This is a genomic window from Microcoleus sp. B3-A4 (assembly GCF_036705385.1).
Lineage (GTDB): Bacteria > Cyanobacteriota > Cyanobacteriia > Cyanobacteriales > Microcoleaceae > Microcoleus.
Genome location: NZ_JAUBUI010000001.1, coordinates 77,987 through 94,290, shown reverse-complemented (window position 1 = coordinate 94,290; position 16,304 = coordinate 77,987). Strand labels below are relative to the sequence as shown.

Here is a 16,304-nt window from a genome sequence, read left to right as displayed (position 1 = left end):
AGAATTTCATACCATTTAGCGGATGGGAGGGCGCGACGGGGGACTCACTTCAGCTTCACCTTCCGACAGGGTTTGGCGTTCCCGCTGAGTCGCTTCCAAACCTGCCGCGATCGCCTCTTTGAGTCTAATCAAAGTTTCGTCCCAATTTCGGATTGCAGTTTCAGAAAGTCGATCGGCCTGCAACTGCACGCTAGTCGATAAATCTTCCGCCAACTCCGGCAAAGCATCGGCCGATTTTTTCAATATCTGCCGCGTCTCCTTGCCTGGTCGCGGTGCCATCAGCAAGCCAGTCACGGCCCCGATCGCAGAACCCACAAGCAAACCGCCAATAAATAATCCTGAACGTTTAGTTGACATTTTTATAGCTTCTCTCCATACACCAATTTTAGGCACGTTTGCCCGATCGCGGCCCTTTGCAAAGGTAGAAATATTGTTGACAATCCTACGGAGTCAGCAGAGGCGGCAGTTTTAGGATAGCTTACCTCAAACGTCGATCGCGCCTGGACCAAAGCATCCGTCCGAAACCCAGCAATCCCAAAAGTTGCTGAACCTGTTGCAGTTGCAATTCCAGTTGTTGATAGCGCCGTCGCAGTTGGCGGGCACCTTGCTGCCTTTTACCAAGGAAACCGGGCGACGTGCTGAGGACATTGCTGCTGCGGCGTTCCATTCCTGCGATCCGAATTTCCAAACGTGCGATCGTCCCCCTGATTTTCCACACTTTCGCAGCGATATAAAAACAGACCACAGATATTAGTAGATTGATAATTACAACAGCCTTCAGCATTTATTACTTATTTTCAAATACTACTAACATATTCCGCTTTTTGTGGTGGGCTAGGGGCAACGGCCTACCAGATATATTGTAGGGAGACAACATTGTTGTGTCCTGATGTCTGTTTTAAGGACACAACAATGTTGTCTCCTGAACTATGTGTCCCTCTCCCTAAGCTGGGTCCATTTTTAAGCCTGAGACATAGCAGGCAAACAAACCTTTGTACCGCCCAAACCGCAATAACCGTTCGGCTCTTTAGCAAGATACTGCTGATGATAGCTTTCTGCGTAATAAAACTCAGGAGCATCAATAATTTCAGTGGTAATCTTGCCGTAACCGGCCGCAGTCAAAGCCTGCTGGTAAGCATCGCGCGAAGCTTCAGCTAGCTGCTTTTGGCTGGCTGAATACGTGTAAATTCCCGATCGGTACTGAGTACCCGAATCATTACCCTGACGCATTCCTTGAGTAGGATTGTGACTTTCCCAAAAAACTTTGAGCAGCGTTTCGTAACTAATTACTTTGGGATCGAACACAACCAGAACTACTTCATTATGTCCCGTCATCCCGCTGCAAACTTCGTTGTAAGTAGGATTCGGAGTAATCCCGGCCGCGTAGCCAACAGCCGTCGAAAAAACTCCATTTTGTTGCCAAAATTTGCGTTCTGCTCCCCAAAAACAGCCCAAGCCAAACAAGGCAGTCTCCATGCCGTTTGGAAAGGGAGGTTTGAGCGGATTGCCGTTAACAAAGTGAGTTGCCGGTACCGACATCGACTCTGCCCGTCCCGGCAAGGCCTCTTGGGGAGAGGGCAGGCTCGACTTTTTGCCAAATCCAAATAGCACCATAAGTTTGTGAGGGGATCTCTGATAAACGTCTTTACCTTACTTAATAATATCAGATGTATACTGAAAATAGTGGCCCTCTTAAAGGTAGAAGGTAAAAACCAGAAGGCAGATTTTTTTTACGGAAGGTTTTTGGTGATACTGCTCACTGCCAACGCAGTTTTAAATCACATTAGGCAGTGTTTTATGTCACCAAAACCTACCTAAAATATCACTTATTGTTGAGGTATAAATCACGCGGATTTTAGGCAAAATAGCCGATTATTAAAGGTATGGTGTTGTAGTAGTTATTCAATACCATTTAGTGGGAGTATGTAGAAATGGGCGCTAAACCTTGCAGCCAACCTTTAAAATCTAATCCGTTTATTACTTACCGCGATCCAATTACAGGCAAGTGGATTGTGGTAAATCAGACTTTGCCCAAAACAGCAGAACAACCACAGCTAGCAGCAGCTTGAGTTCTCCTATTAATTCTTGACCTGAAAATTAACCATTCTTTCAAACTTCAGGACTTACGCAAAAAGTTATTGGACGCGCTACTTATATTCGTAAGGTGCTTACGTTGCACCTACCTAAGCACCTTACTTTGAAACATTTCTCATTTCTTTTTGCACTTCCAAATACCGATAGAGATATTCGGCAATTATTCCTTGCAAAAACAAGTCGCGTGCCGCATTAAGCGGGCTGTTGGGCGCTAGCGGATGGCGGTTGACAATTACATGATTCCAGTCGGAATTTCCGGTAATATCGCTGACGTAAGCCAAATCCATACTAACTCCCGCAACAAATAAGCTTGCGGAGAGTTGGGTTGTTCCGGTTTAAAGCTTTCGAGAGTCGAAGATTCGGGAACCTCAAGAAAGTTATAAACTTGAGAAATCATAGGTTTATTGGTATTTTCCACAGCCGTTAACATCATGTATGCCGTTGTAAAGCGACCGCTTTCCGGCACGAAACAAAAGATTTTCTGTCCAGGCTGCAACTTGCCAGAATTTAACAATTCCTCTAACATTCAATAAATCGAGGCGCAGCCTGTATTTCCCCGACTGTACAAGTTGGTAAACCTTTTTTCTTCAGGAATCATGGAGCCTGCTTGTTCCAGAAGTCCTACAATTTGTCCCCGGAAAAAGTGAGACGAATAGTGGCACAGCAGCCAGTCGATTTCCTGCGGACAAACTCTCCCTGCTTTAATCAAATGAGCAAGCAGCTATCTTGTAGAGTCGCCGGAAATCAGGCAAGTTGAGCAACAGCGGCAACAAGTAACCTGAAGCGGGGTGAAGTTTATTGTAATTGAGCCAATATGTAAGTAGAGTTCTTTCACGTCTTGGCAACTACAATGGATTTTGAAGAAATAAATGTTTGGTATGCTCAATCTCAACGACGAACGGCTGTCTCGCTGTTGATGAAACGAGTCGGCGTAACTCGCACTAGGGCTGAATGCTTTATCAGGCTGTGGATTTATTTATTGGTTAAACAGCTTCAGGAAAGCCAGCCCCGTCTCAAACCGCCGCTGGCGAAACTGGAATTGCCCGCAACAGAAGTGCAGTGCACTCACCGGGAAGCCGCCGAACTATTTTACTGCGATTCCGATCGCGGGAGCGATCGCGCTGCCGGAATGATGTTAGATAAATTAGCAGCCCTGGGATTAATTAAAAAACACTTTGACGGTAACACTACCGAAATTGAAATTCAACCTGTTCCAGAAATTTTAAATGTTGCCGAACCTCAAAACCCCGTACAACTCCAATTAGATAATTTTAACCCTCGGTGCGACGCGATTCCCGTTGCAAATTTATTAGCGACCAATTACAACTGGATGAACCGCAACACTAATGCCGTTCCCCACAAAATTGTTAAAATACTCCGGCTTTTGGCTCATCAATACTCAAAAGGAATGCGAGTTTTGCGCCGCTCAGATAATCTCAATCCCGTCGGGTTTTACTTACTTTACCCTACCGCTAGCGAATCAGAAGTAAACTTTTTTAACGCTCCTAGCAAAAGCCTTCATTTAAGTTCTATTTCTGATATCGATCCTTTCAATATGGCGCTACCAGGAGATCTAAATTGCCAGTCAGTATTTGTCCGCAGTTGGATGATCGATCCGCAGTATTTGTCAGAATACCGGATTACTTTTCTGGAAGACACACAGAAAGTTTTAGGCGAAATGCAAACAGATTTTCCGAATCTTTGCGACTTGTACACGCTGATGATTCACCCCATGTACGAAAAACAGTCCCTGGCTTTGGGATTTCAGAAGACTAGCAGTGATAGTCAGTTATCTGTTTATTGGATGTATTTAGCGTTGGATAGATTTTTGGGGCTCGATATCAAGGAAGCATTAGTTAAACTGTAAGATAACTCGGCGGTTTCAATCGCCGAGTGACGACAAACAGCTTACAAAGTCTCGCGACCCAAATAAGATTGCAGCACTTCCGGCACTTTTACTGTCCCGTCTGGCTGCTGGTAATTCTCCAAAATAGCCGCCATTGTGCGGCCTATAGCTAAACCGGAACCGTTCAGCGCGTGAACGAATTGAGTGCCTTTTTTACCCGCTTCTTTAAAGCGAATATTTGCCCGTCGCGCCTGAAAATCTGCGACGTTGGAACAACTGGAAATCTCGCGGTATTTGCCCGCAGATGGCAGCCACACCTCTAAATCGTAGGTTTTGGCGGCCGCGAAACCTAAGTCACCGGTACATAGTGCGATCGCCCGATAAGGCAATTTCAGCGCCTGTAAAACTCCCTCAGCATCCTGCACTAACTTTTCGTGCTCTGCCTCGGAGGTACTCGGATGCACCAGTTTTACCAATTCAACTTTATTAAATTGGTGCAATCGAATTAATCCCCTCGTATCTTTGCCGTAACTGCCAGCTTCGCGACGAAAACAAGGAGTATAAGAACAGTGATAAATTGGCAACTGTTCTGCTGTCAAAATTTCACCTCTGTACAAATTGACAACGGGAACTTCGGAAGTAGGAATCAGCCATAAATCGTCTTGGTCGCACTTGAAACTTTCTTCAGCAAATTTGGGCAGTTGACCAGTAGCAGTGAGGGATTCAGTGTTAACTAAAAGTGGGGGAATCACTTCTACATAACCAGCTTTTGTGTGGCGATCGAGCATAAATTGAATTATCGCTCTTTCGAGGGCTGCACCAGCTCCAATTAAGGTAACAAAGCGGGGCTGAGCGATTTTTACTGCCCGTTCAAAGTTGAGAATTCCTAATTTTTCGCCGATTTCCCAGTGTGGCAAAATATCGGGATTTTGGGGTATGTATTCGTCTCCCCAGCGCCGGATTTCGACGTTTTCATCTTCATTTTTGCCGATCGGCGTTGACGAACCCGGCAAGTTTGGCAGCGGCAGCAATAAAGCTTCTATTTGAGCTTTTAGGTCTTTTTCCTGTGCTTGCAGTTCATTCGACTCGGTGCCGACTGCGTTGCCTTCTGCCTGCAGTTCCTGAATTTCGGGAGATTCGAGGGGTAAACCCGATTTTCTTTTTTGACCGATGAGTTTGGCAATTTCGTTGCTGCGGGCTTGTAGTTGCGATCGCTTGCCTTCCAACTCCCGCTGCTGTTTGTCTAATTGCAAAATCGGCTCGATTTCATAGTTACCTCCGCGCAGGTTGAGGCTTTCTTGCACGGCTTGCGGGTTTTCTCGGATTAATTTGAGGTCTAGCACAGATTTATTCTAAATCTTAAATTTTAGAGCCGCTGGGACAGAACGAGATGATATAAAAGCTTTGTTAATCATTGGCATATTAAATCATAATTTATTCTGACCTAAATTCTTGGTTGGGTGTCACCCATGAAGGGTGACACCCCACAAATGTATGTTATAGTTGCAAATATTAGTAGATGCACCCTGATAATTTTCTACCCCAGCCAGCGATGGTAGGGGTTTTTTGTTGTTTGGCATGGAATTTAAGCCCTGGATGCACTATCAGTCTAAAAAACCCGGTTTCTCGCGATTATCGTCTCAAATGAGGCAATTACGTCAAGAAACTGGGTTTTTGCGTCCAAGACTAGGTTACTAAAATATCTTTCCGCTTAAAAGTTAAAGCCAGTGCGAAGCAACCAAACCCATTGAGTGTCGTTGCGGCTGTCATTCTCAGGATTAACAACGGCCCAAGCAGCAGGGGTGATAGAAATGTTGTCGTTGACCTGAAAGCGATAGAACGCTTCAATGTGATAGGAAGTATCTCGCTCGCGGCGCACATTACTGCTCGTCACGCGACCTGGCAAACCCACCAAAATCCCGGGTAGGTTGCCTTCACCTCCAACATCAGGGAAACTTATCCCGATCGCTGCATACACAATATCGGCGCGATCGCCGCCGTCAACATTTAGCAAAACCACGCCACCTCTACCATCAGAAACGCTGCTAACACCGGAATTTTCTGCATTGGCGCGAGTATAAACGCCCCAACCGTGAACTTGTAAGCGGGGAGCAAGGCGGTAGAATCCTTGTAGGCCAACAGAATCGCTGGATGTAGCAATATTGTTGCCAAACGGTCGCGCAGCCAGAAAACTGCCCGTACCGCCTGTGATATCGGCTTTACCGCTTGGTGCAAAGGTACGAGAATAGGCTACGCCAATGGCTCCGCGATCGCCCCGGTAGGCAAGCTGAACCAGAGCATTGTAGGAACCGTTGAATAAACCGTTACTTTGCTGCGAGAGATTGGGATTTCCGCCTACATAGCCCACAGTCAGGGTGAGGTTTTTGACGATCGTCCAGTTGACAGCAGCACCGCCACCTCCCCGGCGGTAGAGGGGATTGTATTGTCCGAACTTCGAGGGAATTCCCTGACTATCGCTGGCGATCGTTGGAGGAGTCAGCAAATCCGTAATATCGGGATAGCCAACACCTGTGGGGCCGACAGTCAGCGCCAGATTAGAGGTCAGCGGCGTTACATATAATACGTGAGGGACGGTGATTGTGTTATCGACATTGCCATCAAAGTTCAAGGCCGTCATATTTGTACCCGTCTCATCGGCAATCCTCCTGCCCAAGTTGCCGAATTCCAAACGGGTTCTCAGCATATCGCGACCGGTGAAGCTGGTTTCCAAATTTAATCTGCCCCGGTTGGCAACAATAGTGTTGGTGCGATCGCGCGAGTCCCCAACACTGTTACCCGAGGTATCTGTTACCACCACGATAATTTCCGCATTCAGCTTAGTTGTCGTGGAGAACTGATTCGCTTCTAGTTGTGCTGTGCGTGCATCGAGAGCATCGACTCGACCCCGCAACACCGATAATTCAGTTGCAAATTCTGCTTGCAGTTTTTGGACGATCGCTAAATCTTCCCGAGTAATCAGGTTGGTTGTTCCGGCGGCAATTAGTTCGCTGACTCGATCGAGACAGCTATTCAATCCTGCTGCAAATTCGTACCGGGTCATCGCACGGTTTCCTCTGTAGGTGCCGTCGGGATAACCGACTATACAGCCGTAGCGTTCTACTAGAGATTGCAGCGCCTGAAACGCCCAGTCAGTCGGTTTTACATCCGAGAGTTGAGAGACAGAATTCACCTGCGCTAAAGGTTTTTCTGCCAAGGTATTTAACGGTTCAGGAGCAACTAACCTATCAATTGGTGCCGCAAAAATTGGGGATGATGTTAGTAGAAATACACCCGGTGTTCCCAGTATAAAAGCAGTAATCAGGTGAGGAAAATGCTGGATGTGCATAGGACGAAGCTCCGCATAAGGAACCGATCGACCGAATTAGCAATACCTTTACGCTGCGCTTGACCCGGTGCGAACTTTGTCAATCGTCACTGCGATAATTATCACCAGACCTTTCACAACTAACTGCCAGAAGAAAGACACATTCATGAGAGTTAGTCCATTGTTGAGCAGGGCAATAATTAAAGCCCCGAGCAAAGTACCCCAAATAGTGCCAATTCCACCTGTGAAACTCGTTCCTCCCAAAATTACAGCAGCGATCGCATCTAATTCGTAGCCTTGCCCCAACATCCCCGTCGCACTGTAAAGGCGCGACGCGCTCATAATTCCACCTAAACCAGAAAGCAACCCACTAACGCCATAGACAAATAACAGCACCCGACTCACCTTAATACCTGTCAATCGTGCTGCCCGGATGTTGCCTCCCACGGCGTAAATATGCCTCCCGAGAACAGTCCGCCGCAAGACAAACCAACTCGCTAGAACAGCGAGGAAGGCGATAATAACCAACCAAGGAATTGGACCGACATAATTGTTACCTACCCAAGCAAAATTCAGATTTCTATTGATAACGGTAGTGCCGTTAGCGACTAAATAAGCAACTCCCCGCAAAGCTGTGTAAGAACCGAGGGTGACGATGAACGGAGGCAAACCTAAATAGGCAACTAGCGAGCCGTTAAGCAATCCCAAAAAGACTCCGGCTATTAACGCCGCCGGTACAGCAAACCAACCCAGACCTGGAACTAAAGAAACCAGCACCCCGACAACTGCCGTCACGCCCAAAATTGACCCGACAGAAAGGTCAATTCCGCCAGTCAAAATCACAAAAGTCATGCCCGTAGCTAGGACAATATTGATCGATGCTTGCCGAATGACATTGATAAAATTTCCTACGGAAAGAAAGTTGGGCGTTACCAGGGAAAAAATCACACAGATAGCCACCAAAATCGGCAGGATACCGGCAACTTGGACAAAATTTTTCCAAGCTACGACTTTGCTCGCTTTCTGCCGATCGCTCCCTGAACTTCTGCTGGTTTTTGTTTGCGTTTGACTCATGATTTTACTACCTCTTTTGCACCAGTGGCATAAGCCATAATGTTTTCTTGCGTAATCTTTTCCCCAGTCGAGCCGCCTACTTCACCGACGAGGCTTCCTGCTCGCATCACTAAGACGCGATCGCTCATTCCCACAATTTCCGGCAATTCGCTGGAAATCATCAAAATAGCTACACCTTTGGCTGCCAAATCGCTAATAATTCGATAAATTTCGCTTTTTGCGCCAATGTCCACACCCCGCGTCGGTTCATCTAGCAAAAGTACCTTTGGGTTGATAGCCAACCAACGCGCTAGCAGCAACTTCTGCTGATTTCCCCCAGAAAGATCCATTGCCCTGATGCTCGGACTTGCAAGGCGAATCTGCAAATTATTAATAGCCTCATTGACAACTTTCAACAGAAAATTTGAGTTAATAATCCCAGCTTTTGCTTCTCGATCGAGGACATTCATGGTAATATTTTCACCAGAACTTGCCTCCAAGAATAGTCCTAGAGCCTTGCGATCTTCTGGCACGTAAGCAATTCCGGCTGCCATTGCTTCATTGGGTGTCGAGACATTGAGAGGACGATTTTCGAGTTTGATTTCACCGCTTGTCTTTCGATCGGCACCAAAAATTAGGCGGGCAAGTTCTGTTCTGCCAGCGCCAACTAAACCCGCTAAACCCAGAATTTCGCCCGCATAAAGTTGAAAAGTGGCAGGCTTTACTTTGTGGCCGTCGCTTAAATTTGTTACCTCAAGAACAACCGCACCCGGTGTTATTTGATGCTTGTTTTCGTACAAATCCTGTAAAGAACGACCCACCATCATTTCCACCAGGCGTTCGGCCGAAATTTCGTGCTTTTCAAGAGAGCCAATATACCCGCCATCTCGGATGACGCTCACGCGATCGGCAAGGGCATAAATTTCTGCCATTCTGTGGCTGATATAAATAATAGCAATGCCCTCATTCCGCAAACGGCGAACCACTTCAAAAAGCTTATCTGTTTCGCGGTCTGAAAGCGCGGCCGTCGGCTCATCCATCACTAAAATTCGGCTGTTGTGTTTGAGCGCCCTAGCTATTTCCACTTGCTGCTGTTCGGCAATTGAAAGTGTCGAAACCAGGTCTCCAGCTTCAAAATTTGCATCGAGGTTTTTCAAGACCTCAGATGCCTTGCGCCGCATTTCATCTTGGTCTAAAAATGTACCTCCTTTCTTGAGTTCGCTGCCCATAAAAATGTTTTCAGCAACTGTCAGATTGGGGGCAAGATTGAGTTCTTGATAAATAATCGCTATCCCTAAATCTCTGGCTTGAGCGGGGTCTGTCATCTTAACGGCTTTGCCGTCAATTCTGATTTCGCCTGCATCGGCTATGTAGGCTCCCGCCAGAATTTTCATCAGCGTACTTTTGCCCGCGCCGTTTTCCCCCATGAGGGCGTGGACTTCGCCCGGGTAAACGGTGATATTTACATCGTGCAAGGCTACAAAACCGTTAAAGGTTTTTTTAATACCTTGCATTTCGAGGACGGGCTTAGTTTTAATTGAATCTTGAGTGCTATTTACCATCGCAAATACCGTAATTTTATGCGAATTACAAGTCGAGGTTTGCTCCATCAATGTGTGGAATTAATGGCAGATTTATCTGTAGGGTGCGCCGAACCGCACCTTACCCCTAGCAATAGCGGCAGGACTACTAAAACGAAGTATTTTCGCAAACAACTCGATTTCCCGCCAGTTCTGATTTATTCGCTGGTCCAGCCTTTATGTTGATGGACGTTTTCGCGATCAATCAGCGCGACTGGAATCAGAATGTTTGGATTGGCTGGCTTGTTTCCTTTCCGAATTTCGTTCCCGACTTCAACTGCTTTGGCTGCCATGCGAAATGGATCTTGAGCTGCTGTAGCCACAAAGAGACTGTTGTTCTGCTTGAGGGCATCTAAAGCTTCAGGTGCACCATCGACTCCCACAATAAAGAACTCGCTTCTTTGTGCCTGTTTGGCGGCTAATTCTGCACCAATGGCACAGGGGTCATTAATTGCAAAAACAGCATCAATTTTTGGGAAGGAAGTAAGGACATCACTCATCACTCTCAATCCGCCATCGCGGCTGCCTTCTGCGTTCTGATCTTTGGAAAGAACTTTAATATCGGGATATTTGGAGAAGACACTCTGGCACCCCTGAACTCGCTCGACGACTGAAGCGACGGGAGGCCCGTTGATAATTACAACGCTGCCTTTTCCTTTCAAGCGATCGGCTATATATTGACAGCTTACTTCGCCAGCTTGCACGTTATTTGAAGTAACTGTGGCATCAACGCCTCCCTCGGCGGCGGTATCAACTGCAATTATCGGAATTCCGGCTTGCTTGGCTTTTTCGACAGCGGGTGCAATGCCTTTGGTGTCAGCAGCATTGAGTACAATCATGCCGACATTAGAGGCAATAAAGTTTTCGATTTGATTAAATTGTTGATTTAAATCGTCGCCGCTGGAAACGAGAGTTGTCCTCACGTTTGCACCGCCGATTTTCTTGGCTTCGGCCTCAGCACCTTTGCCAACTTGTACGAAAAATGGATTGCCGAGGTCGCGGACTGCTACAGCAACTGATGAGAGTTCGGAGTTGCTTGGTTGTGTGCTGTTTTGAGCGTTCTGGGAAGCTGCGGTGCAACTGGCCAAAGTGCTGCTGAGTAGACTAAAAAGACTGAGTGCGATCGTTACTCGTTTCACCTCAAACTCCAATGAAGGCTGGTTTGGAGAGAGTCGCGCGTAAATATGACGTTGCCAACCTAACATTAGCTTTGTTAGGTTTAAGCTCGAACACCTAATGTTTTAGGTGATCCGCTTTTCTTTGTACATGATTGTACGAGATCGTGTTGATTTTCTGCTCGTAAAACTTTCTCACTCGGCTCGCCCGACTACTTTTTTTAACGAAAAGATATGAATATTTAAACTATCTCCTCGATGCCAAAATAATCAACAATATTGATTTTTTTTAATGCTTTATGAGCATTAATTTTTTTCAATGTGTGAAAAAGTTTTATGAGAATATTTTCGACAAAATCTTTCAGAAATTGCTTTTAAAACCTGGTCGAGTCATATTAAATTTAACTCTCTATGTTGCTGATGATAACAGTTACATACTGGCTCTATATCTATCTTTGGATAGACCATACTTTCACCAAAAACTAAAAATGCGATCACGTCGATCGGCAGCCATCTGCTAATCCTCAGTCTGCTCGGACGAGCCGCGCCAACTCAATAAATCTTAAATTTTACTTGGGGTAGGATATTGTAAAAAATCATGAAGTTTACAGTTAATAACGGTAGATCCTAGTAAACTAAAAGCAAAGCCTCGCGCTCACCCATGCAGCTAGTTAAAAAGCAGAGTGTCGCTCAAAACCAACGGTGAGATTAGGCGAGTCAAATATTTGCCTGTCAAACCTGCCACTACAGCGATCGTGACATGGTTTAAAAGCTCTGGATAATGGCCGCCCGGATTGGCAAAATCACTATAGCAATCCTTGCAGGAGTCGTAAATTTTTTACCCCACCCCAACCCTCCCCTTAGTAAGGGGAGGGAGTAAGAAATTCACAGATGATTTAGGATTGCTATATACTGCAATAATTGTCTGCGGTGTCAATGGGTAAATCTGAGATGCGATCGGCAAATCACCTATTCTGCTTCCTAGAAATATTTGCCAGCGAAGGCGGCATTCAATCCTACGTTAAAGACATTTTCAAAGCTTACCTGTCCATAACCGTAGGGACAAACTCACCGCCACAAGCTGAAGTATTGCTGTTGCGAGATTCGGAAGACTGCAACAATCCTTACGAGTCAAAAAATCTGAAATTTTATTACCTCAAAAGCGAGAATCCCGGGTTTGACCGTCTTAAGTTTGCTACACTATTATTAACTCGCTTGCTGCAAAAACGAACACAGCGGGTTTTTTGCGGTCACATCAAACTGGCACCGCTAATTCAAACTTTATGCCAGCCGCTGGGAATTCCCTACACGATTTTAACTTACGGTAAGGAAGTTTGGGAACCGCTTGCTCCCAAATATCAAACAGCAATGAGGAAAGCTGACAGTATTTGGACTATTAGCAGGTACACGCGCGATCGCACTTGCGAAATTAACCAATTAAATCCCGAAAAATTTCACATAGTGCCTTGTACGGTAGATGAAAATATATTTACGAATGGGCCCAAGCCACAGGATTTATTAGAGCAGTACAATTTGGTTGGTGCTAAAATATTGATGACTGTAGCCAGATTGCGATCGAGCGATATTTACAAAGGCGTCGATGTCACAATTCAAGCTTTGGCACAAATAGCCAAAACTTTTCCGAATGTGAAATACTTAGTTATTGGACGCGGAGACGATCGATCTAGATTAGCCAAACTCGCTGATGATTTGGGAGTGGCCGAAAGAGTAATATTTGCGGGTTTTGTACCGACAGAAAATTTAGCAGCACATTACCAGTTGGCCGATGCTTATGTAATGCCCTCCCAGGAAGGGTTCGGTATAGTTTATTTGGAAGCGCTGGCTTGCGGAGTACCCGTACTCGCGGGGGACACGGACGGGTCTGCCGATCCGCTGCAAGATGGTAAACTGGGATGGCGAGTTCCTCACCGAGATTCAGAAGCAGTAGCGGTTGCTTGTGTGGAAATGCTGCGAGGGGAAGATAAAAGGTGCGATCGCCGCTGGTTGAGGGAACAAACCCTCGCAAGATTTAGTTTTGAATGCCTTTGTCAATCGTTACAAGGAATTTTTCCACCCTCTGACTCTGATTAACTTATAACGTAGAGAGCGGTTTCTCCGTGTACAATAGGAAAATTAACTCGATCGACCGCCTGAATTTCTGAGTAGGATAGAGTTATGCCTACCTGCAAAGACACCCAAGGAGACTACCGTGAACCAAGGCACCCCCAAAATATCTTTCAAGCTACCCCGTATTAGCAATTGGCTGATACTGCTGGGCATCGCGTGTTTGTTGGTGTCAATTGGTTTGGGTTGGATAGTTAAATCAGCGTTGATTTTAGTAGCTTTTTTGTTGCTGACGCCTGTGGTCGCATTTTTTGCGCTTCAGTGGTGGCTGAAACGCAATTTAATTGAGGACAATTGTCCAGTTTGTCAATACGAATTTACAGCTTTAAATCAAACTCAGTTTCAGTGTGTCAACTGCGGCGAACCTCTGCAAATAGAGGAAGGTCATTTTAGTCGCTTGACACCGCCCGGTACGATCGATGTTACCGCCGTTGAAGTATCCTCGGTTCAACAGTTGGAAGATTAACCATTGGGAATTGGGAATTGGGCATAGGGCATAGGGCATGAGTTAGTTGTTGATTATTATTTGTTTGTTGTTATTTGCTATTTGTTACTTGTTGGTTCTAATAACCAATTCTCCATGCCCGATGCCCGATGCCGAAAATTACTTTTCTAGACGCACTGCGTACCACTGCAAAAATTTTCCCGGCCCGACATCTAATTCACAATAAGTATCAATTAAATACTTGGCTTGAGCTTCCACGCCAGATATTTTATGCACGTCCTGCGGCAAATCTTCGTGTTCCTCGGCTAACACGGCTTTCAGCTTTTCTAACAGTTCCGCCACAGTCAAAAACTGCTCTGGCTGGTTTGTTTCTAAGACCACAAACGTGTCTTCGTCATACAGTGACATAGTTTCAAAGGTTGAGGTTAATTATTTCTAAAGTTTCGTACACTTAAGCGAGCGAAAGTATAAACTCTTAATTACAATTTTCCAGCCCCGGCTCGATCGTGTTACAATTAGCACCATCAGAATTCCTAGCGGATTACCGTTATTAACTTACTTGTTAACTGACTTGTTAACCGAGTTGTCAACAGATCCGACACAGCATTTCTGAGGAGATTTGTCAAGTGCAAATTTGTCAAGTGTCAAATTGTCAAGAAATCTTCGATCGGCTGTATCTAATTATAACTGGCACTATACATTCCTATGATCACATCTTCCACTTCAACCCCTGTTGCGCGCAAGCCCTCTAAATCAGAAGGTCTGAAAGAACGCAGCAACTATTTACGAGAACCCGTTGCGACTGAACTGTTACAAGAAACTACCCACTTCACCGAAGACGGGATTCAGATTCTCAAATTTCACGGCTCGTACCAGCAAGACAACCGCGACAATCGAGTTAAAGGACAAGAAAAAGACTATCAGTTCATGCTCCGCACCCGCAATCCCGGCGGGTTCACTCCGCCGCAATTATACTTAGCCTTAGACCAGCTATCTGAAGAATACGGCAACCAGACGATCCGCGTCACAACGCGCCAAGGTTTCCAACTGCACGGCGTGTTGAAAAAAAATCTTAAAGCAGTGTTTTCCTCAATTATTAAAAATATGGGGTCAACCTTGGGAGCTTGCGGCGACTTGAACCGCAACATCATGGCACCGCCAGCACCGTACAAAAATCGTCCAGAATACAAGTATGCGCTGCAATACGCCAGCAATGTCGCCGATTTGCTAACGCCGCAAACCGGTGCTTATTACGAAATTTGGTTGGATGGCGAAAAAGCTGTGTCGGCCGAGGAAGACCCCGCAGTGAAGGCGGCGAGACAGAAAAACGGCAACGGCACAATCTTTAGCGACGACAAAGAAGAACCGATTTACGGCAGCCATTATATGCCGCGCAAGTTCAAGTGCTCCGTTACCGTGCCGGGAGACAATTCAATTGACTTGTACTCTCAGGATTTGAGCTTGGTGGTAATTACCAATGAAGCTGGCGAGTTGCAAGGTTTTGACGTGTTTGCAGGCGGCGGTTTGGGCCGTACTCACAATAAAGAAGAGACTTTTGCGCGGGTTGCTGATGAGATTTGCTATGTTGCCAAGGATGATGTTTACGATTTGGTCAAGGCAATTGTAGCAACCCAAAGAGATTTTGGCGATCGCACAGACAGACGGCACGCGCGGCTGAAGTACCTGATTAACGACAAAGGCGTACAGTGGTTCCGCGAAAAAGTAGCAGAATATTTTGGCAAGCCGCTAGAAGCCTTTAAACCGCTGCCTGAGTGGAAGTATTTTGATTTCTTGGGCTGGCACGAACAAGGAGACGGCAAGCTGTTTGTCGGCATTTCTGTGGATAATGGCCGGATTAAGGATGAAGGTTCATTTCAGCTAAAAACTGCTTTGCGGGAAATTGTGCAGAAGTACAACTTGCCGGTACTGGCGACGCCACACCAAAACGTGCTGATTTACGATATTTCGCCGGATATTAAAGAAGAAATTCAGGGAATACTCGATCGATGTGGCATTCAGCGGGAAACTGCGATCGACCCATTGGTGCGCTATGGGATGGCGTGTCCGGCAATGCCGACTTGCGGGTTAGCGATTACCGAATCTGAGCGCGTGATGCCGAGCATTTTAGAACGGATTCGGGCGCTTTTAACCAAAGTGGGCTTGGAAGACGAGCATTTGGTGGTGCGGATGACTGGTTGCCCAAATGGATGCGCCCGCCCTTATATGGCAGAATTGGGGTTTGTCGGGAGTTCGCCGGAATCCTACCAGATTTGGCTGGGCGGTTCTCCCGAGCAAACGCGGCTGGCAAAACCAATTGAGGAAAAGCTGCACGTCAAGGATTTTGAAGCTTTTCTGGAGCCGATTTTTGTTTATTTCAAGCAAAAACGGCAACTGAGCGAGAGTTTTGGCAATTTTTGCGATCGCGTCGGGTTAGAATCTATCCGTCAATTTGTAACCAACTACCAATCTGCTGACTCGATGACAACTGAGATAAATGAATTAGAAGTTACGTCTAGTAACGATGACGGGAACGACGCTGCCACTGCTACCGGTGGCAAAGTCCGCCGTCGAATTAGCGTCCGCGATGAAATCTACAACGAGCTCAAGGAAGAAGCAGCCCGTCAGGGCAAGCCGATTACACAACTAGCTACAGAGGCGATTTCCACTTATTTAAAGAAGATTAAGGAGGAAGCATAAGCCGATTTTAAATTTGCGCTTTGTG

The 16,304-nt window shown here is 46.1% G+C and carries 16 protein-coding genes; 5 read left to right on the top strand and 11 right to left on the bottom strand.

All coding sequences use genetic code 11. From position 1 onward, the window contains the following. Positions 1–15 precede the first annotated feature (15 nt). The 3 genes from QUB33_RS00390 to msrA form a co-directional block, all read right to left on the bottom strand. Positions 16–357, bottom strand: a complete 342-nt coding sequence (locus QUB33_RS00390) for a YtxH domain-containing protein (protein ID WP_333345812.1) — start codon at positions 355–357, stop codon at positions 16–18. A 121-nt stretch (positions 358–478) separates the two neighbouring features. Continuing rightward, the gene (locus QUB33_RS00385) at positions 479–784 is read right to left on the bottom strand and encodes a hypothetical protein (RefSeq protein WP_333345809.1); all 306 of its coding nucleotides are present in this window, start codon (positions 782–784) and stop codon (positions 479–481) included. A 176-nt stretch (positions 785–960) separates the two neighbouring features. Then, a complete protein-coding gene (gene msrA / locus QUB33_RS00380; protein WP_333059920.1) occupies positions 961–1,614 on the bottom strand; it encodes a peptide-methionine (S)-S-oxide reductase MsrA in 654 nt (217 codons plus the stop codon). Between the two features lie 317 nt (positions 1,615–1,931). On the opposite strand from msrA, the gene QUB33_RS00375 reads away from it, so the two are divergent. After that, positions 1,932–2,069 carry a hypothetical protein gene (locus QUB33_RS00375; RefSeq protein WP_333345806.1) on the top strand — a complete coding sequence of 46 codons (138 nt, stop codon included), beginning with the start codon at positions 1,932–1,934 and terminating at the stop codon, positions 2,067–2,069. 123 nt (positions 2,070–2,192) lie between these two features. Here QUB33_RS00375 and QUB33_RS29590 read toward each other — a convergent pair whose 3' ends face one another. Both QUB33_RS29590 and QUB33_RS00370 read right to left on the bottom strand, forming a co-directional pair. Next, positions 2,193–2,381: a DUF6999 family protein gene (locus tag QUB33_RS29590; protein WP_445299491.1), complete on the bottom strand. Its 189-nt coding sequence runs from the start codon at positions 2,379–2,381 to the stop codon at positions 2,193–2,195. Then, a complete protein-coding gene (locus QUB33_RS00370; protein WP_333345803.1) occupies positions 2,327–2,620 on the bottom strand; it encodes a hypothetical protein in 294 nt (97 codons plus the stop codon). Before QUB33_RS00370 ends, QUB33_RS29590 begins: the two co-directional genes overlap by 55 nt. Before the next feature lie 324 nt (positions 2,621–2,944). Between QUB33_RS00370 and QUB33_RS00365 the strand changes: the two genes are divergently transcribed. Then, on the top strand, positions 2,945–3,961 hold the full coding sequence (locus tag QUB33_RS00365) for a hypothetical protein (RefSeq protein WP_333345800.1): 1,017 nt from the start codon (positions 2,945–2,947) through the stop codon (positions 3,959–3,961). 41 nt (positions 3,962–4,002) lie between these two features. On the opposite strand, the gene serS is transcribed toward QUB33_RS00365, so the two are convergent. The 5 genes from serS to QUB33_RS00340 form a co-directional block, all read right to left on the bottom strand. Beyond that, positions 4,003–5,283 (bottom strand): serine--tRNA ligase, encoded by a 1,281-nt coding sequence (serS, locus tag QUB33_RS00360; RefSeq protein ID WP_333345797.1) that lies wholly within the window; start codon positions 5,281–5,283, stop codon positions 4,003–4,005. Between the two features lie 368 nt (positions 5,284–5,651). After that, positions 5,652–7,286, bottom strand: coding sequence for an iron uptake porin (locus tag QUB33_RS00355; RefSeq protein WP_333345793.1), 1,635 nt, complete (start codon positions 7,284–7,286; stop codon positions 5,652–5,654). Between the two features lie 48 nt (positions 7,287–7,334). After that, a complete protein-coding gene (locus QUB33_RS00350) occupies positions 7,335–8,339 on the bottom strand; it encodes an ABC transporter permease subunit (protein ID WP_333345790.1) in 1,005 nt (334 codons plus the stop codon). After that, positions 8,336–9,880, bottom strand: a complete 1,545-nt coding sequence (locus QUB33_RS00345) for a sugar ABC transporter ATP-binding protein (protein WP_333345787.1) — start codon at positions 9,878–9,880, stop codon at positions 8,336–8,338. The genes QUB33_RS00350 and QUB33_RS00345 overlap by 4 nt, the downstream gene beginning before the upstream one ends. A 176-nt stretch (positions 9,881–10,056) precedes the next feature. Beyond that, positions 10,057–11,103 carry an ABC transporter substrate-binding protein gene (locus QUB33_RS00340; RefSeq protein WP_333345784.1) on the bottom strand — a complete coding sequence of 349 codons (1,047 nt, stop codon included), beginning with the start codon at positions 11,101–11,103 and terminating at the stop codon, positions 10,057–10,059. 846 nt (positions 11,104–11,949) lie between these two features. Here QUB33_RS00340 and QUB33_RS00335 point away from each other — a divergent pair. Then, complete coding sequence (locus QUB33_RS00335; protein WP_333345781.1) at positions 11,950–13,104, top strand: glycosyltransferase family 4 protein; 1,155 nt, start codon at positions 11,950–11,952, stop codon at positions 13,102–13,104. Positions 13,105–13,222: 118 nt separating this feature from the next. Continuing rightward, on the top strand, positions 13,223–13,603 hold the full coding sequence (locus QUB33_RS00330) for a hypothetical protein (RefSeq protein WP_333345778.1): 381 nt from the start codon (positions 13,223–13,225) through the stop codon (positions 13,601–13,603). A gap of 138 nt (positions 13,604–13,741) precedes the next feature. Here QUB33_RS00330 and QUB33_RS00325 read toward each other — a convergent pair whose 3' ends face one another. Beyond that, on the bottom strand, positions 13,742–13,990 hold the full coding sequence (locus tag QUB33_RS00325; RefSeq protein WP_333345775.1) for a chlororespiratory reduction protein 7: 249 nt from the start codon (positions 13,988–13,990) through the stop codon (positions 13,742–13,744). Positions 13,991–14,287: 297 nt separating this feature from the next. Here QUB33_RS00325 and sir point away from each other — a divergent pair, with 297 nt between their 5' ends. Beyond that, positions 14,288–16,279 carry a sulfite reductase, ferredoxin dependent gene (gene sir / locus QUB33_RS00320; protein ID WP_333345772.1) on the top strand — a complete coding sequence of 664 codons (1,992 nt, stop codon included), beginning with the start codon at positions 14,288–14,290 and terminating at the stop codon, positions 16,277–16,279. Positions 16,280–16,304: the final 25 nt, after the last annotated feature.